The sequence below is a fragment of the Pantoea sp. BJFS-204 genome, from assembly GCF_049310725.1.
GTDB lineage: Bacteria > Pseudomonadota > Gammaproteobacteria > Enterobacterales > Enterobacteriaceae > Pantoea > Pantoea agglomerans.
This window is the reverse complement of sequence record NZ_JBMOWE010000001.1, coordinates 480,254-505,249: the sequence shown is the minus strand read 5'-3', so window position 1 is coordinate 505,249 and position 24,996 is coordinate 480,254. Positions and strand designations below refer to the sequence as shown.

Here is a 24,996-nt window from a genome sequence, read left to right as displayed (position 1 = left end):
TCACAATCTGGCATTGAGGTGAGGAGAGTGAGCAGGAATATGCAATTTCTCTTAACGCAGGCACAAAAAAACCCGGCCTGAGCCGGGTTTTTTGAATTTCATCGCAGACTACCGAAACCCATCCGGGTTCTTGCTCTGCCAGTTCCACGTATCGCGCATCATCTCATCGATGCCGCGCGTCACGCGCCAGTCGAGCGTCGTGTTTGCCAGTGACGCATCGGCCCAGAACGCAGGCAGGTCGCCATCGCGACGTGGCTTGATCTCAAACGGGATCGCCTTGCCGGACGCCTTCTCAAATGCTTTGATCATCTCCAGCACCGAGAAGCCTTTGCCGCCACCCAGGTTAAAGGCGGTGTAGCCCTCAACTTTGCTCAGATAATCCAGCGCTTTCAGGTGCCCTTCCGCCAGGTCAACGACATGGATGTAGTCACGCAGACAGGTACCGTCTGGCGTATCGTAATCACCGCCAAACACGCCCAGCTTCTCCAGACGGCCAATCGCAACCTGTGCAATGTACGGCAGCAGGTTGTTTGGGATGCCCGCCGGATCTTCACCGATTTCGCCTGACTCATGCGCGCCAACCGGATTGAAGTAACGCAGGGCAATCGCCTTGAACTTCGGCTCAGCTTTGGCGAAGTCGCGCATCACGAATTCGGTCATCAGCTTAGAGGTGCCGTATGGACTGGTGGTGCCGCCAATCGGGGTGGTCTCAACGTAAGGAACCGGGGCATCTGCGCCATAAACGGTTGCTGATGAGCTGAAGATAAAGTTCCAGACGCCGGCATCACGCATCTCTTCCAGCAGCACCACGGTGCCCGCGACGTTGTTCTCGTAGTACTCCAGCGGCATACGCGTAGATTCACCGACGGCTTTAAGCGCAGCAAAGTGGATCACGGCTGAAATGCTGTTGGATGCAAACAGGTCACGCAGACAGGCGCGATCACGGATATCGCCTTCAACGAAGGTCGCTTTTTTGCCTGCCAGTTTCTCAACGCGGTTAATCGCTTCGCGTGAGGCATTGCAGAGGTTATCCAGAACCACAACATCATCACCGCGCTGCAACAGCGCCAGTACCGTATGGGAGCCGATATATCCTGCTCCGCCCGTGACTAAAATTGCCATGTGAGCTCCTTTCAATCTGCCGCGCAGGACGCGGCAAATAAATTACTGTTGTTTTGCGAGGATGGTCTGGATAGCTTCGCGGAAATCGCGACCCTGCGCGTTGCTGCGCAGGCCGTAGGAGACAAACGCCTGCATGTAACCGAGCTTACGACCGCAGTCAAAACTGTGACCGGTCAGCAGCGAAACATCAACGGTTTTATGTTTGCTCAGGCTGGCGATGGCATCGGTCAGCTGGATACGGCCCCACGCGCCTGGCTCAGTGCGCTCCAGTTCGGCCCAGATATCAGCAGAAAGGACATAGCGGCCTACCGCAGCCAGGTCAGAGTTCAGTCCGGCGGTATCTTCAGGCTTCTCAACGAAATCGGTAATGGTGCTGATGTCGCCAGGGTGATCAATCGGCTCTGCAGTGGTGATTACCGAGTACTCAGTGAGATTGGACGCGGGCATATGCTGCGCCAGGACCTGGCTGTGGCCGGTCTCTTCAAAACGGGCAACCATTGCTGCGAGGTTGTAACGCATGTGGTCAGCGGTAGAATCATCCAGCAGGACGTCAGGCAGCACGACCACAAACGGATTATCACCGATCATCGGACGGGCACAGAGAATCGAGTGGCCCAGACCCAGCGGCTGCGCCTGGCGCACGTTCATGATGGTTACGCCTGGCGGGCAGATAGACTGCACTTCGCTCAGCAGCTGACGCTTCACGCGCGCTTCAAGCAGCGCTTCGAGCTCATAGGTGGTGTCGAAGTGGTTTTCTACGGCATTTTTCGATGCATGCGTGACCAGCACAATCTCTTTAATACCCGCGGCAACACACTCGTCAATGATGTACTGGATCATCGGTTTGTCGACGACAGGCAGCATCTCTTTCGGAATGGCTTTAGTCGCAGGGAGCATATGCATACCGAGGCCCGCAACCGGGATTACTGCTTTAAGCTTGGTCATATTTATTCCGTTTAATAAAATGAAGATGTGGGTCGATTATGCAGGATCGGCCGGAAGAGCAAGTATAATCTTTATCTGAAAATCGGACAGTAACTCTCTGTCATAACTTGGAAATTCGGCATTTTGCCCATTGCCAGCAACGGCATAAACTGAATAAAGACAATCAGTAATCGAATATCGCCTCTGTTATTTCCACCCCTGGTCGCCGCGCGGCTGAGACCAGCCATAAATGAAAACGGGCGACCCTGAGGCCGCCCGTTGATATAACGCAATTGTGATTACAACCAGCCTTCAAACCACTCCGGCATCACAAACAGATTAAAGTGATTGACCAGCAGCATTATGCCGACAAATACCACCGACACCGCCACCCACTGCCGGGCATAAGGGATAAACCGAATGCCAATCACCGGCTTAATAAAGAACGGATGAGCCAGTGCCGAGATCAGAATCTGCGAGATGGAAAGCGTCAGCGCCACATAGAGCACGTTCGGCCAGATAAAGGTGGTTGCCAGCACCGCCAGAACCACAATACTCGCCACGATGTTCCAGTAGAACTCAACGTTGGTCCGTCCGTTGGCCTGGGAAATTGCCCCGGTCAGTCCGCCCATCGGCCGCAGCATACCAAACAGCAGCATCAGCGGAATCAGATGATAGACCTGCTCGTGGGATGCGCCGTAGAGCACACGAACGATAACCGGCGAGAAGATGCCAATCACCAGGTACATCGCGCTGCTGAACAGCATGATCCCCAGCGTGCCTTTGAGGAACAGCTTCTTCAACTGCTCGGCATCGTGCTGCTTCTCTGCAAAGCGCGGCAGTGCCAGACGGTTAATCACCGGCGTCACCAGCTTCAGCGGTTGCAGCACCAGCTCTTTCGCCAGCGAGTAGACACCCAGCATCTCGGCGCCCATCACTTTACCCACTACCAGTGCATCGGCCTGGGTGCGCAGCTGGTTAATGGTCTGCGAGCCGAGCTGATAGCTGCCGTAGCGAATCGCGCCAATAAAGGTCGCTTTATCGAACTCCCAGGTCGGACGCCATGACTTCTCACCCAGCGCAATCATGCAGAGGATGCGGGTAAAGGCGTTGATGAACAGACCGAGAATCGCCGCCGCTACGGTGAGCGAAGTGAACTCCAGCATCGCCACCACACAGAGGAAGGCAAACAGCTTGGTGCCCATCTCAATCTTCGCCAGCGAAACCATCCGCTTGGTTTTGATGTAGTGCGCCTGATACTGCGACAGATGCCCCAGCACAAGGAAGTTCAGGCTGGTCAGCATGATCAGACCCACCAGCTCCGGCAGATGATAGAACCAGGAGACCGGGAAGGCGATCAGCAGCATGATCAGGCCGGTACACAAGCTGAGTGAGACGTTCACCCAGTAGATGGTGCTCTGCTCACGACGGGTAATGTTCTGGCGATGCACCAGATAACTGCTCATCCCCATATCCTGCAGCACACCCGCCACCGCCAGGATGGCGTTGATGATGGCTAACAGACCCAGCTCGTGGGTTTCCAGTTTGCGGGCGAGAAAGCTTAGCTGTGCAACCTGCAGCACCGCAGAAAAGCAGGTGCTACCGAACAGCCAAATCGCCTGTGACTTAAATCCACTCACACCAGTCGCTCCAGAATCTGTGCCAGTTCGCCGTAGGCGATATGCTGATTAAATTCAGTCTCAACTTTGTGACGGGCGGCCGCGACCACGGGCGCCACATCCACTTCACCCTGAGAGAGCTTCAGCAGCGTCTCCGCCAGCGCCTCAGGATCGTCCTCTTCCACCAGCCAGCCAGATACGTTGTTTTCGATCAGCTCCGGAATGCCGCTGTGGAAGGTTGAGACCACCGGCAGGCCGACCGCCATCGCCTCCATCAGTGCAACCGGAATACCTTCCATATCGCCATCTGCGGCGGTTTTGGAGGGCAGCAGGAAGATGTCAGCCTCACTCAGCGCGCGACGGATCTCCTCCTGCGGTTTAAAGCCCGGCATGCTGACGCAATCTTCCATCCCCTCGCGGGCGATGAAATCACGCATCATCTCATCCTGATCGCCGTTACCGATAATGGTGTACTGAAACTGACCGCCACGCTGCTTCAGGATGGCGCTGGCTTTGACCGCCACATCCAGCCCTTTCTTCTCGGTCAGACGTGCCACCGAAACGATACGCAGCGGCGTCTGAAACGCCTGGCGCGGCTGGAAGTTAAACTTCTCCGGCTCAATGCCCATACGCGTAACGTGAATTTTTTCCGGCGGGCAGCCCATCTCAATCAGCTTGTTCTTCCACAGATTGCTGATAGGCAGCATCAGCTCACTCTGGCGGAACAGATTCACATAGTCGAGTTTGTGCTCTTCCAGAATGTGACGACGGGAAATATCGGCGCCGTGAAACACGGTCGCCTGTTTACCCTTGAGCACGCCCAGCTCACGCAGCTTGTTCGCCAGGGCACCGGCATAGCCGAAATGCACCAGGAACACATCTGCAGTGAAGGTCTGCTTTGCATTCGCCACAATCGACGGCAGCAGCAGTTTGCTGGACTGTGCGCCATAACGGCGCACATTCAGCGAACGCAGCAGCGACGGCTTCGTCACTTTTGGCAGCACCAGCTTGATGCGCTGGTTCAGCTTATCGACAATCGAGATCTTCTCTTCCGGCAGCAGATAATGCGTCTTCGCCGCCAGACCATACTCATCAAAAGCGGCATGCCGGTTCACTAAATCGCCGGGAAAGACTGAAATAATCTCCACCTCGTAACCGGCATCAATAAAGTGGGTTACCTGATTTAATACGAATGTCTCAGAGGCAACCGGGAAACGCATGGTGAAAAAAGTCAGTTTCATCACATTACCCTAATACTTTGAGAATCTCTTCAGTGATCCGGTTGCCAATTTCCCTTTCATTCGCAACGGCCGTGTCGACCTTGAGCTTGATGTTGTCGTAATCGGCAAGCACAGTTTTCACCTTGTCGATTAGCGAGCCATCCATCAGGCTTTTCACATCGGTTGCCATCTGCGGCAGACCAAGCTGGTTCATCACACCCATCGACTTGTGCTCGTAGTTGATCGCCACAGCCGGGGTGCCAAAGTTCATGGAGATAATCGCCGAGTGCAGGCGGGTACCAATGGTCAGATGACAATGATTCAGCAGGATGCCCAGTTCCAGGTCATTAAACTCATCCATAATGACATGGTAATGTTCAGGCTGCGTCACGTGGTCACGCAGGGTCAGTGCAACCATGCGGTCATCTTTGGCATAGCTGTCGATGCCGGTACAGGTTGAGAACGCCACAACCTGATAGCCTTCAGCAATCATGGCATTGATCACCCGGCCAAATGCCGCTTCATACTCTTTCTGCGTCACACCCAGACGTTTATCAAACGGTGCCAGTTCACGCACGGTGATCGCGATGGTTTTACGGCCATCGATAATGCCCTGCCAGTAGAGCAGGTTATGGCTCGGATTTTCGACTTCGCGTGCGCGCACCAGGAAAGCGGTATCAACGCCAGACGCGACTTTAGAACTGGTCACGCCATCGCGCTTCATCAGGTCAAGACTCACCGATTCACGCAGCACCAGGCTGTCGACCCGATCAAAGACAAAGTTTGCCAGCGCATTGACGCGCGGGTTCTGGAACGGCCCCACCGAGTGACCGATCAGGTAGATCGGCTTTTTCGCCATCAGCGCACAGAGGGCATGGTCAAACTGGGTCACACCATAGAGGTCAACGAAGAACGATCCGCCAACCTGAATAATCGCATCATATTTTGCCAGGCTGTCAGTAAACGCCTTCAGGTGCGGGGGTACAGCGAACGACTTAAAGATCCCGCCCTTGCCCAGATGCGCCATCATGATATCAGGCATCAGGCGGTTCGCGACTTTACGCTTGAACGAACCGACCAGACCTTTGCCTGATTTGCTGTTGTGCAGATACAGCGCATCCTGCTTAATATCCTGCTGAAGCAGATAACCGGAGCTGGTTGGATAACGGCTTATAACATCAATTTCTAAATCACTGCGTGCAGACTTCATTGAATCAATCAGTCCACGAAGAATCGCGCCATCCCCGCGATTTCCACACGTATGGTTACCCACCAATAAAATTTTCATAACAACTCCGAATGAATTTTTTTAATTCTGTAAGCCGCCCAGATCCGCAATGGGCAAAATGAACTCTGTTTAAAGTAATGCTTTACGGGATAACGCACCCAAAGGTAGTGCTCCTGTTAAAACCGGCCGCCTCCATTGTGGCGGCCGTGATGCAAGGTGTTACGACTTGATTGCGAAGTAAGGCAGTGCGACCTGTTTGCCGTTGATCACGACGGAAACAAAACCTTCTGGCTTGCTGGTATCGACCTGATCGGCGGAGAGCGGACGCGAAGCCATCAGCAGGTCGCCCTGCTCATTAGCGCCCACGCCCGCTTTGCCGTTGTGCAGGCTGAAGCGCTGCGGCGCGCGTTTAGTCGCGTCGCCCGCCGGAGGATTGCCCTTCTCCATCTTCGCGTTAACGCGCGCACAGCGACCGGTGACAAAGCGATCTTTACCGGTGGTTTTCACCAGCACGGCCACCGACGGCGTCCAGCCCGCCAGTTTGACGAAGATGCGGACATCGGTGTCATGCTCAGCCACATAGCGCACATCGACAATCGGGCTGCTGCCTTCGGCCGACCAGCTCGCTTCAGAGCGATCTTTTTTGCGCTGTACGTGGATCATCGCGCGGCCACCGGTGGTCTTGTCACCGATCAGGTCCATCAGCGGCTTATCGCCACTGCCGTTACTGAACTGCGACTGACCAAAAATTTCGATCTCCCACGAATCACCCACGGTCGGGGAGTAGAGACTGCCGAGATCAAACCAGGTTTCCTGATTCGTGTTGTTCTCTAAACGCCAGCGCGAGGTGATGTAGTTGTACTTCAGACTGCCATCGAGCGCGACGCCATAGGACTCCACGCGGGTCGATCCCATCTCCCAGATGCTGAGCAGACGGTCGCCCTGCATGGAGTTGTCGATCCAGCTGCCCGACTGCAGGCTGGTCTGGCGCATATTCAGGCGCGTGTTATGCGCGATCAGCGGATTCTTACAATCCTCCAGGCTCAGCGCATCGACAATCCACTGACCGTTGGAGAGATCGCCCGGGTTATCACAGTGCTCAATCCAGCCATTATGGATAATCGACTGGCCGCAGCGCGGCAGGTTGAGGACTTTGCCACCACGACAGTACTGCGCATTGAAGTTCGACAGCTCAATCGCGGTGCTGTGGTCCCATTTGCCCTGCTTCTGACCTGACCAGCCCGATTTGATCACATCGCCGCTACAGCGTGAGGCGTACCACTGGTCGATTTTACAATCCAGAGTATCCTGCAGGCTGATGGCGGTGCCGCCGACTGCGTTAAAGCGCAGGCAGGCACCACGGAAATATTGTCCGCCAGGGCAGTTGTTATGGAAAAAGCCCTGCTTGTTGGGGCTTTTATCGCTGTTGCCGTTAAAGTTCAGGTTGGAAAGCTCAACCCGACGTGCATTCATCTCAAAGACGAACTCTGACTTACCATCCGAGACAATCGTGGTCGCCGGGAAGTAGCCGAAGTTTACCATCGCACCGGACATGCGGAAGAAGTTGAGATACTTATCGCCAAGGTTACAGGCTGAGACCATGAAGGTACCGGCCGGGAACTGGACACAGATCTGCTGGTTAGCCTGCTGTGACCACTGGAACATCGCCATAATGGCGGGTGCCGTATCGGTTTTGCCATCGGCAATCGCACCGAAATCAAACAGGGTCAGGCGGTTAAAATCGTCTACCACGCGACGCCAGGAAAAGCCCTCACCGGCAAAGTTCACGCCGCCATCATTCTGCGCGGGCTGGAAGCTGCCGACAAACTCGCCGCCGCCGACTTCCCGTCCTTCATGCCAGCTTTTCAGCTTAACCTTAGCCCCTTCAAACAGCGGACGGGTTTTGCGTAACTCCGCTACGGACGGGATCTCACCAATCAGCTGATAACCCGCGGGCTGTGCCAGACGCTGGCTGAAATCTGCAGCGCCCGGACGGCTGACATCCGCGATGTTGAACAGCGTCTGACCGCTGCTATCCTCGACTGCCATCGAATGCGACGGATTGGCAATCAGCGCAGCATTGTCCTGAATAAACTGGGCAAAGTTACCTTTGTTCAGCGCGATAGGCTGAGCAATCTCCGACACTTTGCCGCTGGCATCACGCAGGAAGACCGGGATCTGGTTGCCCGGTTTGCTGGCATCTGCACCCGCTTTACCAATCCAGAGTTTGCCTTCAAAGCCCTGCCAGAACTGCGGCGGCATGGCGTAGACATTTTCCGGGGTCAGAATTGGCACGTCGCCTTTAGGCACGTCAGTGGCATCGACCGGCTTCAGGGCGATACCGTTACTTTTTGCAGCGTAGCTGGAAAAGGTGCTCACGGAGAGAGCCCCCACCAGAGCGGAGGCGGCGGTCTGTAAAACTTCTCTTCTTTTCATGCATCAATTCCCGTAGTCAATAAGGCCATTGGCCATGGCGGTGTCCCTGAGGCACGTCGCAAGTGAGCTTTTCCAGCTCCGGTTAAACCAATGACAGCCAGCTTTGCTTAATCTGATTACCGTCGAATTTCAGCGCGGTCTGTTTCGTTTTTTCGCTCATGGCATAGAACAGCGCGTCATCGCTGGCGAGCTGCTCCATTCGGGCCAGAAACGTGGCTTTGTCGTTCATCGGAACCAGGAAACCATCTTCCCCGTGATTGATGATCTCCTGTGGACCGGTCGGGCAGTCATATGCCACTACCGGCAGTGACCAGGATTTTGCTTCCAGCAGCACCAGTGGCAATCCTTCATAGCGCGAGGTCATCAGCGCCATATCGCTGTCGCGATAGTAGTCGTTGATATTGCTGACCTTACCGACAAACTTCACGCTGTCGGTGATGCCCAGCACCGCCGCCTGGTCATGCAGTTGCTGACGCAGTTCACCGTCACCGGCAATCACCAGCGTCCAGTCAGGATGGCTGCGGGCGAAGTCGCGCCAGATATCCAGCATCAGGTCAAAGCCCTTCTGGTTATCCAGACGGCCTACGGCCAGCGCCTGGCGATGACGGGTCTGGCGCTGATAGTCTTTGTAAACCACCGGGTTGGGGATTTGCTTGCTGGGAATGCGCCAGCGGCTGAACACCTGATGATCTTTGTCGGTCAGAACAATCACGCGGTCGTAGTAGCGCAGCAGCAGAAACTTGAGGAACTTAATCGGTTTGCTGAAGGAGTTAATGGCGATGTGTTCGCAGGCGTAGGCTTTGCCCCGCTTCTTCTTCATCGCCAGCAGATTCCAGAAAGCGAACATCACGCTCAGGCGACCCATGCTGATCAGGAAGACGGTATCGAAACCCTCTTCGTGAATCCGGGCAACCGCGCTTTTGATCGGATTGCTCTGCCCTTCAAAGCTGACGATCTGTTTGACGTGCTCAAACGGGTAAAAGGTTTTTCCACTGCCTTCCAGCGAGTAGATGGTGACTTCATGGGTCTCGCCAAGACACTCTGACATGAAGTTACAGATGTTCTCGGTGCCCGCATACGAATAAGCATCTTTGATCACCAGGACAATTTTTTTCATGAAACGCTATCCACCTCAAATTTTAAAGACAATCCTGCCGACAGGCTTAACGATGCTTAAGGGTAAACAGCACACCATTCACCATATACCAGGCGTAATAGTAATAGATTTTTAAAGGATTGTTTTTATAGATAATTCTTAATAATTCAAGGTGCCACTGGGCCGCTTTGTTCTTATTACGGGAAAGGGAATCGCCTAATTCGTAATAGTTGACCAGAATCGTCTGAATTACGCGTGCCTGCTTATAGCGGGTGAATAATTCATACAAAAACAGGAAATCTTCGTGGCCTTTGCGCTGGAAGAAAAGCCCCTGCGGCGGACGGCGGAAACAGACGGAGGAGAAGCAGACGCGATACTGCTTCTTCACAAAGTTTTCCTGCTGCAGGTAAGGTTTGCCGTAGGTAATGTCGTGCTCAGCCTTGCGGGTTTTATAGTGATATTCGGTAATCACAAAATCATCGCCGGCAGCGATGGCAGCGACCTGCTGGGTCAGCTTATCCGCATGCCACTCATCGTCGCTGTCGAGAAAGGCAATAATCTCTTCAGTGGCCGCGCGCAGCCCGACGTTTCGGGTCTCTGCTGCGCCCATGTTGACCGCGTTATCCAGAATGGTAATGCGCGGATCCTGACAATGCTCACGCACAAATTCCAGCGAGTCATCGGTCGATTTATCGTTGACCAGATAGAGATGCCAGTCGGTATAGTGCTGATTGATAACCGATTGCACCGCGCGTAACACCGTCTGACGTGCATTATACATAGGCATGACGATGCCAACGGTTCCAACAGAAGTATTCATCTTCAACCCTGAATTAATCGTAAAAAGAGTCGCTCCTGGCATCAGGAGCAGAGCGAGGCGCGGCGCGCGTCAGGAGATCGCTTTCTCACCGCCGAAACGTGCTTTGACCTTGTCTTTTACCCGGTTCATAAAATAAGCACGGTTGTCTTTGTTGGTGAGGAAGAAGTAGCGCGCAAAGCTCAGGCTCGCCATCAGCGACTTACCATCCATCTTGTAGCGCAGCGGCAGCTTAAAAGCTTTGTAGGTGTGGATGTCACGCGGGGTCAGATGCGGCTTCATGCTATCGAGCCAGAACATCGAGTAGTTCACCGATTCGCCTTTGTGTTTCGAGCCAAACTTAGTGACCAGATGGTAGTTCGCCAGCGGTGCGGCGATCATCACAAAGTCATAGCCCATGCGGTCGGCACGAATGCAGAAATCATAATCCTGATGACGGATGTAGCGGGTATCGAACTGAATTTTTGCCGCGTCTTCCCGCTTCAGCACAATGGTGCTGGTCTGGATAAAGCCGTAGCAGCCGAACAGATACTCCGCGACCGTTTCATTTTTGCCTGGCGGCTGCATCGGCATCACTTTCAGAAACGTGCCATCCTGATAGATATTCACCTGGCTGAAAATGACGAAATTCTTTTTGCCCTGCGCGTCCAGCTGAGCAATTTTTTCGCTCACCTGCTGCAGTTTGTCCGCCGCCCACTCATCATCGGCGTCAAGGAAGCTGACGTAGTCACCGGTCGCCAGCTCAATGCCTTTGTTACGCGCACCAGCGCCGTTGAGTTTGACCTCAGAGAGCACCAGATTGATATCGAGATCCCGGTAGCGTTCGCTGCGCACCACATCCGCCAGCGCGGCGGCATCCGCAGATTTATCATCAACGATGATGACTTCGAAATTGCGATACGTTTGTGCTTTAACGCAATCCAGCGTCGTGACAATCGATTCTGACGCGTTATAAGCCGGAATTACGATGGAGAAACGAATGTCCTTCATTGCCAGCACCTCATTAAAGTAGTTCAAAAATAAACAGTTCATTCGACAACGGTCGATGAAAAACCTGTGTTCTGACCGACGACCGCCCCTGGGTGAAACTCGTCACCCAGAGGCGGTCGTCAGATTGATTAGTGGATCAGCCAAAACTCCCGCGCCACTTCATAACCGGTAACGGCCTGTTTGGTTGAAATGGTGTTGTAGTAGAGGTAATAGAGCAGGAAGAACACCAGCATGGCATACAGCGCTGGCTTCCAGGATCGCCTTGCCTGATAAATCAGCGAGGTCAGGATGATCGGCTCGACCTGCTGCAGATAGTTGGACAGGCGCGAACCTGACGGGAAGTTGTACAGGAAGATCCTGATCGCTCCGCCGATGGCAAAACTTAAAATCAGCAGATAGTTAAGGCGATACTGGGCGTAATTCTCGCGCTTCAGCTTATCGGTCAGCATGAAATAGAAGAAGACAAACACCAGCATGATGTTTTTCAGGTTCGATACGGCCAGGATGCTGCCACCCATTGCATAGGAAGGGTCATTGTTATAGCCCGATGCCCTCTCTCCCAGCGATCCCAGATGACCGGCAATCAGGGCAATAAAGCCCGAGCCACCCACAACCGATAGCGGCAGACTGGCAACGATGATAATGACCGGCCACCAGCGCCAGTCCCGGATAAACAGGAACGGCACAAGCGTCACCACCATGACACCGGTGTTATGGCTCGTGAACGACAGAATAAAGAAGGCAAATGCCCACCAGTAGCGCTTGAGATAGATCGACCAGAGAACGCCAAGGAACAGCGCAGAACTCAGGCCAAAGCGAATCTGGTTAATGTCTTTGTTGATAAAGATGTGCGCCGAATAGAGCACCAGCGCCAGCACCGGATACGGAGACATCTTCCTGAAAAACCAGGTATTGATGGAAACGGCAATGGCGCAGAAGACAAACAGGAAGATGCTGGCATTGTGCGAAAACAGGCTGGTGAGCCAGGCCATCGCAAAAATCAGCGGTTCGTAACGGAAAAACGCAACGGTATTAAAGAAGCCATTAATCTCAATACGTCTTACAAAGTCTTCGAAGAAGCTCCGGTACTGAAAGTCATCCATGCCGGTACCAAGACCGCGTATTCCCCCGAAAATAATCAAAGTCACGGCGGCAAAACAGAGTAGCCAGGTCAGAATATAATTTGTGCGTTCGTCTTTTTTTAGCGCTATTTCAAACAGCGAAAGCAGCAGTAAAAAGCCTGATACATACCAATATGGAGCCATGGTGTGATTCCTTAATTCCACAAGTTCTCATGCCAGCAATAATCACGCTTCGCCTTCCCGACTGGCTTTACAGCGAGTCTGATTGCACGGTCACAAATTGCGTGCGGGCGATGCCTGCTGGTGATGAATTCTGTTGAGTGACGCTCGCCATGCGATTTATAGATGTATCGCTTTTGTGGGTTTGGACAGAATAACCTGTGTAAATTGATGCGTGTCGTCATTCAAAGGGACGATAAAAAGGGGCGGTCAGACCGCCCCCTGTTTTATTGCTCAATGATCAGCTTTTGTTCGTCTTGCCGTAGTCATAGGCGTAGTAGTCATACCCATAGCCATACGCATTAGCGGCTTTGCGCACCACGGCGTTGAGGATCACACCTTTAATCTCAATACCGTTCTGGGCAAAGCGTTTGAAGCTGACGTCTACTTCTTTGGTGGTGTTGGCTTCGAAACGCGCCACCATCAGTGAGGTGCCGGCCAGCTTACCGATGATAGAGGCATCGGTGACGGCCAGGATTGGCGGCGTATCGATTAACACCAGGTCGTAGTTCTTGCTCGCCCACTCCAGCAGCTCACCCATGCGACGATGCATCAGCAGCTCAGACGGGTTCGGCGGAACCTGACCACGTGGCAGGAAGTCGAAACCGTACACGCCCTGCTGAATCAGCGCCGGGCTGAACTCAGTTTTACCGGACAGCACGTTGGACAGACCTGATTTGTTATCTGCGCCCAGCAGTTCGTGGGTGTAACCACGACGCATGTCGCCATCGATAAACAGAACACGCTGACCCGCTTTCGCGACCAGGGTCGCCAGGTTGGCACAGATAAAGGTTTTACCAATACCCGGGCTGGCACCGGTGATCATCAGGATGTTGTTTTTCGCTTCCATCATCGCGAAGTGCAGGCTGGTACGCAGGCTACGAATCGCTTCGATGGAGAGGTCAGTCGGGTTACCCAGCGCCAGCAGCGTTTCGTGCGGATCGGTTTTCACCTTGCTGCCACGACGCGCCAGGGCTTCGGTATCCTTCTTACGCTGCCAGTCTGACAGTGGAACGCTGGCATAGACATTCATGCCCAGCTCTTCCAGCTGATCCGGGTTCTCGATGCCGTGATGCAGCAGCGCTTTCAGCAGAACCAGACCCACTGACACAAACAGACCGAAAATCAGGCTCGCGGCGATGATCAGCAGCTTCTTCGGTGCAACAGGCGAGTTAGCAGTCTGCGCGCCATCGATGATGCGGACATCACCCACGGTGCTCGCTTTACTGATACCCAGCTCCTGCTGACGGTTCAGCAGCTGCATGTAGATCTCCTGACCAGACTGAACGTCACGGGTCAGACGCAGGATTTCCTGCTGAGTCTGTGGCATGCCAGCAATTTTCTTGTTCAGCTGAGCCTGCTCACCTTCCAGCGTTTTGCGTTTTTCAAGCAGCGCGCGATACGTCGGGTGATCTTTGGTAAACAGCTGAGAGACTTCGGCTTCACGGAAGGTCAGTTCGTTCAGCTGACTCTGCACGCTGACAGAGGAGTCCAGAGCGGATTTCGCTTCCAGTGACAGGTCAACAGATTCGTTCTGACGACGGAAGGTGTTCAGCTTGTCTTCCGCTTCATCCAGCTTGCTGCGCACGGCAGGCAGCTGAGTGCGTAAGAACTCCAGGCTTTTCTCTGCCTGCGCTGACTTGCGCTCAACGTTCTGTAACAGATAGTTATTCACAATCTGGTTCAGCACTTTGCTGATCTGCTCTGGATCTTCACCCAGATACTCCAGACCCAGCACGCCGGTATCTTTACCTTTGTCTGCCACGGTCAGGTTAGAGAGCACTGAACGGATCGCCTGCAGGTTATTCAGCTTGGTCACGGTGAAGCTGGTGCCTTCATCAGCGTGGATCTCGCTGACCAGCATGCTGATGTCGCCGTGCGACTCCAGCTGGCCGACTTTACCTTTGAACAGCTCATCGCCATCTTTTGAGACGGTGTAGCTATCCGGACCGGTCACTTCCAGTTCAACGTTACGTTTGTCGATAGTGCGTGGGATTTCCAGGCGCGAAATCGCGATACTGGCGGGTTTGTTGCCCATCAGGCGCGACAGACCTTTACCGATAACCGGGAAATAGTTCTGCTCAACGACGGTATCCAGACCCAGATCGTCAACGGTTTTGCCGATGACCATACGGGATTCCAGAATCTCGATTTCCGTATCAGAGGCTGGTGTCGGTGGCAGAATGCTGTCAATTTCGTTCAGAACGGTGCTGGCATTCTTCTGCTCAACCTGAACTAACGCATCTGCGCTATAAATTGGTGTTGCAAACAGTGTGTAGAGTGTTCCCGCCAGCATGAAAAAAGCGGTAACGGCAACAATGATCCAGCGATGATCAATTAGCTGTCCCACAAGATGCGCCAGATCCCATCCATTCGAATCCTCTCCCGGCGCGGTTCTGACCTTATTTTTTATATTCATGGATAATCCCAACTATCGGCTTAATACGTTCACCCACTTCTGGGTAGCGTTTTCCAGTAATCCGTAAATCTCTTCAAAGGCCTCACGGCTTTTTCTGTACGGATCCGCAATTTCTTTCTGATTGAGCCAGTGCCCAAGCAGCATGGTTTTGCCACGCGCGGCCGGGTCGATGCGATTCACCTGTTCAATATGTCGCTTTTCCATCACCAGAATCAGGTCAACGTTGCGGCACATCTCTGCCGTCAACTGTTGCGCCTCATGTCCTTCCAGCGACAGACCCTGCGCAGCAGCGACTTCAGACGCCGTCTTGTCGGCCGGGTGGCCGACCAGCGCCCCCAGGCCGGCAGAGCGAACGTCTAAATCAGGCAGCGCACGTTTAAACAGGCGCTCTCCGGTAGGAGAGCGGCAGATGTTGCCGACGCAAACGACTAACACGGACTTAATCATGATGGGACCTTAATTACCCCAGGTACGGATACGCGATGCGGCCTGTGTTGCATCGTTGATACCTGCGATGGTCGGTATCAACTGTCCAATCACACGGTTCCAGCGCGTCAGCGGCGTAGAGGTGACATAAACGATGTCGTAAGGCTGGAGCTGGAAATCGGTTCCCATCACCATGGATGCCGCATCTTTGGTGTTCAACTGATAGATGTTGGCAATCTTGTTGCGATCGGTGCCGTGCAGTGGACGGATAACGAATACACCGGTGGCGTCAGAGGTGGTTTGATCCATCCCGGCCGCATTGCCCAGTGCTTCCGCCAGCGTCATGCCGCTACGGTCCATTTTCAGGGTGGTCTGCTGCTTCACTTCACCCATCACGAAGATTTTCAGATCATCGTTACGCGGAACGTAAAGAATATCGCCTGGATAGAGGAGGTGGTTCTGGCTCAGGTCACCATTCTGCATCAGTGCCTGCAGAGAGATGCGCTGTTCACGACCGTTGTGCGTCAGCACGACGTTGCGCCAGTCAGCATCAGCGGCCAGTCCGCCAGCGGCGTTGATCGCATCCAGCACCGTCAACGGAACGTTGGTGATGGGCTGCTGACCAGAAGTGGTCACTGAACCCGTCACATAGGTTTTCTGTGATTTGAACGAGGCGATGCTGACATCAACCTGTGGGCTTTCAATGTACTGAGCCAGACGACGTGACACTTCGTCACGCACTTCGCCGACGGTACGGCCCGCTACACGCACACGACCGATGTAGGGATAGAAAATGGTGCCGTCAGAATGCACCCAGTTACCGGTGTCGCTGGCGCTACGGTACTGACCCGCTGGGGTGGTCAGTTCCGGGTGGTCCCAGACCGTTACGGTCAGGACATCGCCCACACCGATGCGGTATTCGTAGTTCTGAATTTCGTTCTGCAGGGCAGGATTCGTCTGAGCCACCAGTGGCTTCGGACGCATCCTTTCAACCAGTGAAGGCGTTAACGGGAAGACGTTGACATATTTATCGATGTCAAAGTTGCTATCCTGCTGTTCAACAACATCTTTTCCTGATGTAGAAAGGTGAGAACCTGGTTCGATCGTACACCCGCTAAGGAATGTGGCGGATACCAGCAAGGGTATCAATTTCATTTTGATTGTAATCATTTAGATCTTCGCTATCAGTTATTTATTGATAGAGGCGAAACCGCCGCTGTGTAAGCGTCCAACAAAAAGTAAATCCTACCTGACTTAAGCACTGAACCTGTCGTTCATTATCCTTGCTCCACTTGTTATAAGTAGCGGCCATCTACCAGGGTGTACCCTGAACGCCACGCATCATAGCGGACTATGGATGCACAGCGATATCCCTGATGATGGCCACTATCAACGACACGCCTGACAACGGCAAAACACCTCTGAGCGCGCATTAACGCGCTCATTCCGACTCACGATTAATAGGCACCATCGCGTTTCAACACCACGCCCACTGTTTTAAACAGAATCGCGATGTCGTTCCACAGTGACCAGTTTTTCACGTACCACGAGTCGAAATAGACGCGGGTTTCATAGTCAACATCATTACGACCGCTGACCTGCCACAATCCCGTCATGCCTGGCTTTGCCATCAGGTAATAATCAACATCACCGGCATAACGACAGAGTTCATCTTCAATGACCGGACGCGGTCCGACCAGACTCATATCACCGCGCACCACGTTCCAGAGCTGAGGGAGCTCATCGAGGCTTGTTTTACGGATGAAGTGGCCCACTTTAGTAATACGTGGATCATTTTTGAGTTTGAAATCTTTATCCCATTCCGCACGGGCAATCGGATCAGTACGAAGTACCTCTTCCAGCACTTCTTTTGAATTAATGACCATCGAGCGGAATTTCAGACATTTGAATTTACGGCCATTCATTCCCACACGCTCGTGACCATAAATCGGTGGTCCACCGTCACGACCCACCAGGAAGCCCAGTACCAGCAGCGCTGGCATCAGCATCAGGATAATCGAGAGCGCACCCACGATATCGAATGCCCGCTTCAGGAAGCGCGACGTGCGTTTAGCCAGGTTGTTCTGAACCCGCAGGATCATCACTTCATGGCTGAAGATATAGGCCATGTCGGTACCGTAGAGCGGTACACCACGCAGGGTTGGGATCACTGACACTGAACGGCAGTTGTGCATCGCCAGCGATTTAAGCCAGACATCACGGTACTGACTCTGCTCATACTCAACCGCAACGATAAACTGCGTTTCGCTGTTGGTGAGGCTCCAGAGCTCCTGCTCGTCGCGCAGCACCGGCACGCCGTTCATGATCTCCTGCGGACAGGTTCCATCAACGTCATAGAAGGCGATAACGTCAAAACCCATGACCTCTTCGCTTTGCAGTGCCTGCCAGGCTTCGTGCGCATTTTTGCTGCTGCCGATAATAATGGTCTGTTTTTTCCACAAGCCATTTTTATTCAGCAGACGTTTAGAAAGCGCGCGGCAGGTCGGAATTAAAATCAGCGCCAGGATCCAGGTCAGTAACCAGACGAAACGCGACATCTGCCACTGCGACAGGGCGGTAATCGACAGGTCGATAACAGAAAATATAAGAATGGTACGAAAAACTTCTTTTAATTCGAACCAGAAAGGTTTGCGGTAAGTGTAGTGACGCAGCCTTACCCAGAACCAGCCAATACAAATTACCGACAGACAAATGTGTGTGGCAATTTTTAAATTCATTTCTTTTTCAGAAATATCTGCCAGCGGCGAATCTGACTGCAAATTAATTAGCATCATCGCCAAAAAGAACGCTGCGTTGAAACAAATTAAGTCTGAACATGCCAGCATTAATTTGGTAATAAGACTTTTAAACGTAAATTCTGTATCGCGCATATTTAACTCTTTATTTTATTTCCTTAAACCCGCAACGGCTATCGCCTGTTTAATCATTAAGCGACGAAACCTCTCCAGAGTGAGCCGTTTCTAAGGGGAGCTCCTGCGGCGTTTACGCCAATGATCTTAACCATGAAACCAATAATATCGTGATGAATACCAACAGATTACTCTGACTTAACCACCGCCAGCGCTGCTCACTTTATCAACAAAAACGCGATTCGGGCACGCTACCGCCCTTGGCTGTCGCTGCCAATATCGCTGTCATCATTCATAATGCTCCCCGTAATGTGTTAGCGTTACCGCAACGCATCATACAGACGTTCACAGGCGAATTACTCATTCGTGACATTGCGATTAATGTCGAATAGGTACGCAGATTACGACTCTGGGGCAGAGTTTGCTAACTTGTTGCTATACTAGTTATTACTGGCTTGTTTACAAGCAGGTCCCGCCATCCCTGGACTATTTTAGGAAAAAGACTACCAGCAATTAGTATTGAGGCCTGACGGGCAGTGCAATCCTTTCTTCACAATTCGGATTAATGCCATACTCCCGATGAGATAAATCGCATAAGCCCGACAGGTGAATATCTCTTTCCTGTCAGCCAATGACTAAGAATTATCTCTACTGCGCCCTGTGAAGTTAATCAAAGCGTCACACTATTATGTTCATATTTTGCACGATATAGCGCGGTTATCTGAGAACATGCCCCCTGCCCTGCCATTTGTACGTGGCTTCGCACTCCACTATCATCAGAGAAAACTCAATTTAAGACATTCAGGTGAACAACGCATGCTGGAGGTAATTGCAGATCCCTCGCTATGGGCGGGATTAGTAACGCTAATCGTTCTGGAACTGGTTTTAGGCATCGACAATCTGATCTTCATCGCCATCCTGGTGGAGAAGCTTCCAGGGCCGCTTCGCGACCGCGCGCGCGTGATTGGACTGCTGCTGGCGTTATTGTGCCGATTATTGCTGCTGGCATCGCTTTCCTGGCTGGTTACGCTGAAAGAACCCTGGATTACGCTTATGGGCCACCCTTTCAGTGCGCGCGATTTACTGTTGCTGACAGGCGGGATTTTCCTGCTATTTAAAGCCACCACAGAGTTGAATGAGCGTCTTGAAGGGGATGATGAGGCGTCCGGTCAACAAAAAGGCGGCGCTAAATTCTGGCCGGTGGTGGCGCAAATCGTGGTGCTGGATGCCATCTTCTCGCTGGATGCGGTGATTACTGCCGTCGGCATGGTTAATGACTTACCGGTCATGATGATTGCGGTCACCATCGCCATTCTGCTGATGCTGCTCGCCAGCAAGCCGTTAACCCGCTTCGTGAACAACCATCCTACGATTGTGATCCTCTGCTTAAGCTTTCTGCTGATGATCGGCTTCAGCCTGGTGGCGGAAGGCTTTGGCTTTGTGATTCCCAAAGGCTACCTCTATGCGGCAATCGGCTTCTCGGTGGTCATTGAGGCACTGAACCAGCTGGCGCACTTTAATCGTCGTCGGGTGCTGTCGGCCGGTCGTCCGCTACGCCAGCGCACGGCGGAAGCGGTGTTACGGCTGCTGCGCGGCGCGGCAGAACCGGCGGAACTGGATGCGAAAACTTCGTCACTGATTGCTGACAGCGATGACAGCATGCTGTTTAACCGGCAGGAACGGGTGATGATTGCCCGCGTACTGGGCATGGGTCAGCGCCACATTAACAGCATCATGACCTCTCGCCACGACGTCGAACATATCGATCTCAGTGATGATCCGGCAGAGATTATGTCGCGCCTCGACCGCAACCAGCACACGCGAATACTGATTACGGATCACTCCAGCGAACCGCTGGGCGTGGTTCACGTTATCGATCTGCTGCACCAGTCACTGCACCACAATTCCCTGGATTTACGCGCCCTGATTCGACAGCCGCTGGTCTTTCCTGAGCGGCTGACGGTGCTGCAGGCGCTTGAACAGTTTCGTCAGGCCCATACTCACTTCGCCTTTGTGGTTGATGAGTTTGGTTCGGTGGAAGGCGTGGTGACGCTGAGCGATGTAATGGAGACCATCGCCGGCAATCTGCCGAATGAGGCGGGTGAAATCGATGCTCGCTACGATATTCAGATTCAGGATGAAGGTCACTGGATTGCTAACGGTCATATGCCGCTGGAAGATCTGGCGCTCTATGTGAAATTGCCGCTCGATGAGCAGGGTGACTATCATACGCTGGCGGGATTACTGATGGATAAGCTGCAACACATCCCTCAGGAAGGCGAAGTGTTGCAACTGGGTGACTATCTGCTGCGAACGCTGCAGGTCGAAAATCATCGGGTGCAGAAAGTCGAGATCCTGCTGCAGGCCGATATCAGTTACGAGGTCTGAGTGGTTAGCTGGCAGAAGGGAATGCGCCCGCTACGGGCGCATGATTTTCTTCAGGTTCTCTTTGTTCTCGCCCTCTTTCTGGCGATCGATCCACTGATTCAGCCGTGATTTCGCCTCACTCTGCAGCCGGTTACGCAGAACGTCATCCACCGGCAGAGAGTATTGCAGGCTGTCCCAGCTACCATACATGCGCAGCGGAACCGGCTGACTGGAGAGCGCTTTCACCAGCGCATCATCGCCACGCCAGCCGCTGATTTTCAGCCCCAGGGTCATATCCAGCTGTTGCTGCACCATGTCAACTTTGCCCGCGCCCTGCAAGCCCAGATTCTGGCCGTTGCCATTGATATCGCTGAAGCTGAGTACGCCCTTATTCAGCGCCACCTGTGCGCTAATCGACTCAATCCCCTCATCCACCGCCTGATCGCTGCTGACCTTATCGCTGACTCGCGCCACGGCACGCTGCACCATCTGCTGCAGATTCAGCTGTGCCAGTTTCAGGTTGCTGGCGCTAATGGTCGCCCTGCCCTGCCAGCGACGTTTGGCTGCTTCGACCGTCAGCGTATCGCCCGACAAATCGCCATCCAGACTCAGGTTCCCCTGCACGCTTTCCGGCAGTTCAAACGCTTTAAGCAGCGGCTGAATCGCAATTAACCGGAGTTGTGGTTTAAGGCTGACCCGCGTCTCTGGCTGACGGATATCGATACTGCCGGGAATTGAGAAGCTGCCATTGCCCAGCTTGCCGCTGAGCGTCTTCAGCGTCATCACTCCCTGCTGATTGCTGGCGTTCACCGAAAGACTGGTCAGAGAGAGTCCGCGCCATACCGCATTGTCAGCCTGTAACTTCAGCGCCAGATCCAGGTCATTCAGCGGAGAGTCGGCGTTGCTGCGTTCCCGCGGCGCAGCAATCACCGGCGAACGGGCCACGGTGGCGTGCTGCACGCCAGGTACGTCAGAGACGGACGCACTGGTGAGTAAATTATCGACGTTAAGGTTGCTGGCTTTCAGATCCAGCGCCAGCTGCTGCGGTGGCGCAATATGGCCACTGCCCTGCCCGGTCAGGGTGCTGTCATTGGCGGTGAGCTGCAGATTACTGAAGGAGAGCTGCTGGCGGTCACCATCCCACTCGCCCTGCAGGCTCAGCGAGCCTTTGATCCCCTGTGCCGGAATATCGGCGCCGGACAACGTGTAATCAAGCTGCTGCAACTGGCCGCTGAGGCGATGGGGATATTGCGCGGCATCCAGCTGGCCTTTTAGATTCAGTGTGGCGTTGCGCTGGTTGCGCATCAGCGTGGTGCTCAGCGACAGCGTCGCCAGCTTGTTCGCGTCCTGTTCCATATTAATGTTGAGGTCGCGGAAATTATACTCGTCGCCGCCTGGCTGCTGCCAGATCAACAGACTGTCTGCTACCCGCAGTTTAGCGATATCGAATGACCAGCCGCTGGAAGGCGAAGCCGGCTCCGCATCACGCGGACCCTGGGGCGCATTTCTGGCACGCTGCGCGCGGCTATCTGGCGTCACCCGCACTATCGCATTTTTCAGCATCACCTGGCTGACGCTGAGCTGATGAGACAACAGTGGCCAGAGATCAACATCCAGCCGCATGTTTTCCGCCGAGACCATCGGCTGGCTGGCACCCGGCGCGGTAAGACTCATCCGGCCGGCCAGGATGCTGAGCTGAGGCCAGACGTGCCAGCGTAGATCGCTGCTGACCTCAAGGCGATAACCACTGCGTTGTTCGACCTGCTGCACCATATAGGTACGAAAGTCGTTGGGATTGACCAGCAGCACCAGCGCGCTCATTCCCGTTACGACCACCACTAACAGGATGGCCAGCGTGGTTATCACTCTTTTCATTACATCCTCAGATCAGTCTTTGTCGATACGGCTGGCATCAGCGCCCTGCTGACCGCGATATTTCGCATCTTCACGCCGGTTGTAGGGACGCGCAGCCGGGCCTGAAAGCGGTTCAAAACTCAGCGCGCCGATCAACATACCGGGACGCAGAGCCAGCGGCAGTTTACCTGAATTGTAGAACTCCAGCACGATACGGCCCTGCCAGCCAGGATCGATGCGGTGAGCCGTAACGTGTACCATCAACCCAAGTCGCGCCAGCGATGAACGGCCATCCAGCCAGCCGACCAGATCGTCAGGCAGCGTCACGGACTCCAGCGTCACCGCCAGCGCCAGCTCTCCCGGATGGAGGAAAAAGGCTTCGCCATCAGGCAATACGATCTCATCGCTCATGACCCGATCCAGTGCCGCGCTCACTTCCTGTTTCGGGCCGCTCAGATCGATAAAGGCCGCGGTATGACCGCTGAAGGTGCGGAACTGATTACCCAGACGCACATCGACGGTGGCTCCGTTAATGCGCTCGACCGGCGGGCGTGGCTCAATGGCCAGTTTGCCATTGTCCAGCCAGGCTTCAATATCGCGATCGCATAATCTCATTGCGGTAACTCCATGGCATAAGTGTAGCAAACCGGCATGCTTGCCTGCCGCCGGTCTGCACCACGTCCGGACGGACGTGCGTTATTCAAAAAACTGGTTGATTTTCGCCTTGAGGATATCGATGGCGATACGGTTTTTTCCGCCGCGCGGCACAATGATATCGGCGTACTGTTTTGATGGCTCGATAAACTGCAGGAACATCGGACGCACGGTCTTCTGATACTGACTCATTACCGAATCCATTGAGCGGCCACGCTCATTGACGTCACGTTTCATACGACGCATCAGACAGATGTCGAGCGGCGTGTCCACGAAGATAGAGAAGTTGAGTTCCTGGCGCAGACGGGCATCGGTTAACAGCAGAATGCCTTCAAGGATGATGACCTTTTTTGCGCTCAGATGATGCGTTTGCTGGGTGCGGGTGTGCTCAACGTAGCTGTAGACCGGCAGCTCAATATCCTGACCGGCTTTGACCGCCTGCAGATGCTGCAACAGCAAATCATGATCCATCGCGCTCGGATGGTCATAATTGGTTTTAACCCTCTCTTCCATGGTGAGGTGACTTTGATCTTTGTAATAAGCATCTTCCGGGATGACCCCGATGTGCTCGCCACCTACCTGATCACGGATTTCACGATAGAGCGTGCTGGCAATTAAACTTTTACCGGATGCGGAAGCGCCGGCAATGCCTACAATCACGCACTGATGAGACTTGTCAGTCATACTTTTTTAAGACCTGATAACTGGAGCCTGCCACTGGTCACACATTACGCGGGCAGCGGACGGGCCGAAATGGAGAGGGTGTGTTCGCGCTAAGTATAGGGATTTCGGCCTTTTGATGCCAGAGAAATGGCGTCGGCGACTTTTCAGACTTTCTCCTTTGGACGCCACTCATTTCACCGATAAACTAACGGCACACCATACTATAAAAAAAATGGCCTGCGCGGCGCGCTGTTCAGACAACGCGTGTCGCTAACGTGACGACCGAAGATGCATCAGGAGTGGTATGCACTGGAAGACTTTGACCTATTTTGGCGACAGCATGCTGTTGATTCCAACAGCGGTGATTATTGCGCTGATTTTGCCGTGGAAGAGTGATAATCGTCATACGGTCTTTTACTGGATTGTGGCATTTGGCCTGGCTGGCCTGACCGTCAGCATCTCTAAAATTCTGTTTCTGGGGTTTGGCATCGGCAGCGCCCGCTTTAATTTTACCGGTTTCAGCGGTCATAGTGCCATGTCCGCCACGCTGTGGCCGGTCATGCTGTGGCTGATTTCCGGGCGCTGGTCCGCGATGTGGCGCATTGCGGCGATTGGGGTTGGCTATCTGATTCCCCTGATGGTCGGTTTCTCCCGCCTGGTCATCCACGCACACTCAAAAAGTGAGGTGGTCACCGGGCTGCTGCTGGGCTTCACGCTGAGCACGGCGTTTCTGATCTCCCAGCGTCGCACCTCGCTCAAAGGCTTCAGCTGGCCGCAGGTCGGTGCTGCGCTGTTAGTGCCGTTTGTATTGATGAGTCACGGTCGTGTCGCCACCACGCAGCAGTTCCTGGAGCGTTTCGCCGCCAGCCTTGCGGGCATGGAGAAACCCTATACCCGCGCCGATCTTTTCCGCCAGTAATCAACGTGCTGGCAATCAATCTTAGCGTGCCCGTCAATTCGCCGAATAACGGGCAATATTGATTTCACCCC

Annotated in this window: 19 protein-coding genes; 2 read left to right on the top strand and 17 right to left on the bottom strand. The window is 53.7% G+C overall.

Going from position 1 to position 24,996, the window contains the following annotated elements:
• Positions 1-108: 108 nt before the first annotated feature.
• The 14 genes from galE to wbaP all read right to left on the bottom strand — a co-directional run bounded on the left by galE (position 109) and on the right by wbaP (position 18,489).
• On the bottom strand, positions 109-1,122 hold the full coding sequence (gene galE, locus ACO6VX_RS02190) for a UDP-glucose 4-epimerase GalE (RefSeq protein ID WP_010670976.1): 1,014 nt from the start codon (positions 1,120-1,122) through the stop codon (positions 109-111).
• Between the two features lie 42 nt (positions 1,123-1,164).
• On the bottom strand, positions 1,165-2,067 hold the full coding sequence (gene galF, locus ACO6VX_RS02185; RefSeq protein WP_010248118.1) for a UTP--glucose-1-phosphate uridylyltransferase GalF: 903 nt from the start codon (positions 2,065-2,067) through the stop codon (positions 1,165-1,167).
• Between the two features lie 278 nt (positions 2,068-2,345).
• Positions 2,346-3,686: a lipopolysaccharide biosynthesis protein gene (locus tag ACO6VX_RS02180; protein ID WP_010248120.1), complete on the bottom strand. Its 1,341-nt coding sequence runs from the start codon at positions 3,684-3,686 to the stop codon at positions 2,346-2,348.
• Positions 3,683-4,906: a glycosyltransferase gene (locus tag ACO6VX_RS02175; protein WP_010248122.1), complete on the bottom strand. Its 1,224-nt coding sequence runs from the start codon at positions 4,904-4,906 to the stop codon at positions 3,683-3,685. Before ACO6VX_RS02175 ends, ACO6VX_RS02180 begins: the two co-directional genes overlap by 4 nt.
• 4 nt (positions 4,907-4,910) lie before the next feature.
• On the bottom strand, positions 4,911-6,173 hold the full coding sequence (gene wcaK, locus ACO6VX_RS02170; protein ID WP_010248124.1) for a colanic acid biosynthesis pyruvyl transferase WcaK: 1,263 nt from the start codon (positions 6,171-6,173) through the stop codon (positions 4,911-4,913).
• Between the two features lie 159 nt (positions 6,174-6,332).
• The gene (locus tag ACO6VX_RS02165; RefSeq protein ID WP_010248126.1) at positions 6,333-8,549 is read right to left on the bottom strand and encodes a phage tailspike protein; all 2,217 of its coding nucleotides are present in this window, start codon (positions 8,547-8,549) and stop codon (positions 6,333-6,335) included.
• An 82-nt stretch (positions 8,550-8,631) separates the two neighbouring features.
• The gene (locus tag ACO6VX_RS02160) at positions 8,632-9,666 is read right to left on the bottom strand and encodes a glycosyltransferase (RefSeq protein ID WP_010670977.1); all 1,035 of its coding nucleotides are present in this window, start codon (positions 9,664-9,666) and stop codon (positions 8,632-8,634) included.
• Positions 9,667-9,712: 46 nt separating this feature from the next.
• The gene (locus ACO6VX_RS02155) at positions 9,713-10,465 is read right to left on the bottom strand and encodes a glycosyltransferase family 2 protein (protein WP_010670978.1); all 753 of its coding nucleotides are present in this window, start codon (positions 10,463-10,465) and stop codon (positions 9,713-9,715) included.
• Between the two features lie 69 nt (positions 10,466-10,534).
• Complete coding sequence (locus ACO6VX_RS02150; protein ID WP_010248134.1) at positions 10,535-11,452, bottom strand: glycosyltransferase family 2 protein; 918 nt, start codon at positions 11,450-11,452, stop codon at positions 10,535-10,537.
• 128 nt (positions 11,453-11,580) lie between these two features.
• Positions 11,581-12,717, bottom strand: coding sequence for an EpsG family protein (locus ACO6VX_RS02145; protein WP_010248137.1), 1,137 nt, complete (start codon positions 12,715-12,717; stop codon positions 11,581-11,583).
• A 277-nt stretch (positions 12,718-12,994) separates the two neighbouring features.
• Complete coding sequence (wzc, locus tag ACO6VX_RS02140) at positions 12,995-15,172, bottom strand: tyrosine-protein kinase Wzc (protein ID WP_010248139.1); 2,178 nt, start codon at positions 15,170-15,172, stop codon at positions 12,995-12,997.
• A 12-nt stretch (positions 15,173-15,184) separates the two neighbouring features.
• A complete protein-coding gene (locus ACO6VX_RS02135; protein ID WP_010248142.1) occupies positions 15,185-15,619 on the bottom strand; it encodes a protein-tyrosine-phosphatase in 435 nt (144 codons plus the stop codon).
• A gap of 9 nt (positions 15,620-15,628) precedes the next feature.
• On the bottom strand, positions 15,629-16,768 hold the full coding sequence (locus tag ACO6VX_RS02130) for a polysaccharide export protein (RefSeq protein ID WP_010248145.1): 1,140 nt from the start codon (positions 16,766-16,768) through the stop codon (positions 15,629-15,631).
• A gap of 287 nt (positions 16,769-17,055) precedes the next feature.
• Positions 17,056-18,489, bottom strand: a complete 1,434-nt coding sequence (gene wbaP / locus ACO6VX_RS02125; protein ID WP_010248148.1) for an undecaprenyl-phosphate galactose phosphotransferase WbaP — start codon at positions 18,487-18,489, stop codon at positions 17,056-17,058.
• A gap of 795 nt (positions 18,490-19,284) precedes the next feature.
• Here wbaP and ACO6VX_RS02120 point away from each other — a divergent pair.
• Positions 19,285-20,856, top strand: a complete 1,572-nt coding sequence (locus ACO6VX_RS02120; RefSeq protein WP_422457545.1) for a TerC family protein — start codon at positions 19,285-19,287, stop codon at positions 20,854-20,856.
• A 30-nt stretch (positions 20,857-20,886) separates the two neighbouring features.
• On the opposite strand, the gene asmA is transcribed toward ACO6VX_RS02120, so the two are convergent.
• From asmA to udk, 3 genes are all read right to left on the bottom strand, one after another.
• The gene (gene asmA / locus ACO6VX_RS02115; RefSeq protein ID WP_422457543.1) at positions 20,887-22,710 is read right to left on the bottom strand and encodes an outer membrane assembly protein AsmA; all 1,824 of its coding nucleotides are present in this window, start codon (positions 22,708-22,710) and stop codon (positions 20,887-20,889) included.
• Positions 22,711-22,722: 12 nt separating this feature from the next.
• Positions 22,723-23,304, bottom strand: a complete 582-nt coding sequence (dcd, locus tag ACO6VX_RS02110) for a dCTP deaminase (protein ID WP_004571280.1) — start codon at positions 23,302-23,304, stop codon at positions 22,723-22,725.
• Positions 23,305-23,385: 81 nt separating this feature from the next.
• Positions 23,386-24,027: a uridine kinase gene (gene udk / locus ACO6VX_RS02105; protein ID WP_010670982.1), complete on the bottom strand. Its 642-nt coding sequence runs from the start codon at positions 24,025-24,027 to the stop codon at positions 23,386-23,388.
• Between the two features lie 283 nt (positions 24,028-24,310).
• Here udk and ACO6VX_RS02100 point away from each other — a divergent pair, with 283 nt between their 5' ends.
• Complete coding sequence (locus ACO6VX_RS02100; RefSeq protein WP_010248160.1) at positions 24,311-24,925, top strand: phosphatase PAP2 family protein; 615 nt, start codon at positions 24,311-24,313, stop codon at positions 24,923-24,925.
• Positions 24,926-24,996 lie beyond the last annotated feature (71 nt).

What these genes read in the sequence shown, in the direction of transcription:
- galE (WP_010670976.1), bottom strand. Translation starts at nt 1,122, where the DNA reads ATGGCAATTTTAGTCACGGGCGGAGCAGGATATATCGGCTCCCATACG.
- galF (WP_010248118.1), bottom strand. Translation starts at nt 2,067, where the DNA reads ATGACCAAGCTTAAAGCAGTAATCCCGGTTGCGGGCCTCGGTATGCAT.
- ACO6VX_RS02175 (WP_010248122.1), bottom strand. Translation starts at nt 4,906, where the DNA reads ATGAAACTGACTTTTTTCACCATGCGTTTCCCGGTTGCCTCTGAGACA.
- wcaK (WP_010248124.1), bottom strand. Translation starts at nt 6,173, where the DNA reads ATGAAAATTTTATTGGTGGGTAACCATACGTGTGGAAATCGCGGGGAT.
- ACO6VX_RS02165 (WP_010248126.1), bottom strand. Translation starts at nt 8,549, where the DNA reads ATGAAAAGAAGAGAAGTTTTACAGACCGCCGCCTCCGCTCTGGTGGGG.
- ACO6VX_RS02160 (WP_010670977.1), bottom strand. Translation starts at nt 9,666, where the DNA reads ATGAAAAAAATTGTCCTGGTGATCAAAGATGCTTATTCGTATGCGGGC.
- ACO6VX_RS02155 (WP_010670978.1), bottom strand. Translation starts at nt 10,465, where the DNA reads ATGAATACTTCTGTTGGAACCGTTGGCATCGTCATGCCTATGTATAAT.
- ACO6VX_RS02150 (WP_010248134.1), bottom strand. Translation starts at nt 11,452, where the DNA reads ATGAAGGACATTCGTTTCTCCATCGTAATTCCGGCTTATAACGCGTCA.
- ACO6VX_RS02145 (WP_010248137.1), bottom strand. Translation starts at nt 12,717, where the DNA reads ATGGCTCCATATTGGTATGTATCAGGCTTTTTACTGCTGCTTTCGCTG.
- wzc (WP_010248139.1), bottom strand. Translation starts at nt 15,172, where the DNA reads ATGAATATAAAAAATAAGGTCAGAACCGCGCCGGGAGAGGATTCGAAT.
- ACO6VX_RS02135 (WP_010248142.1), bottom strand. Translation starts at nt 15,619, where the DNA reads ATGATTAAGTCCGTGTTAGTCGTTTGCGTCGGCAACATCTGCCGCTCT.
- ACO6VX_RS02130 (WP_010248145.1), bottom strand. Translation starts at nt 16,768, where the DNA reads ATGATTACAATCAAAATGAAATTGATACCCTTGCTGGTATCCGCCACA.
- wbaP (WP_010248148.1), bottom strand. Translation starts at nt 18,489, where the DNA reads ATGCGCGATACAGAATTTACGTTTAAAAGTCTTATTACCAAATTAATG.
- ACO6VX_RS02120 (WP_422457545.1), top strand. Translation starts at nt 19,285, where the DNA reads ATGCTGGAGGTAATTGCAGATCCCTCGCTATGGGCGGGATTAGTAACG.
- asmA (WP_422457543.1), bottom strand. Translation starts at nt 22,710, where the DNA reads ATGAAAAGAGTGATAACCACGCTGGCCATCCTGTTAGTGGTGGTCGTA.
- dcd (WP_004571280.1), bottom strand. Translation starts at nt 23,304, where the DNA reads ATGAGATTATGCGATCGCGATATTGAAGCCTGGCTGGACAATGGCAAA.
- udk (WP_010670982.1), bottom strand. Translation starts at nt 24,027, where the DNA reads ATGACTGACAAGTCTCATCAGTGCGTGATTGTAGGCATTGCCGGCGCT.
- ACO6VX_RS02100 (WP_010248160.1), top strand. Translation starts at nt 24,311, where the DNA reads ATGCACTGGAAGACTTTGACCTATTTTGGCGACAGCATGCTGTTGATT.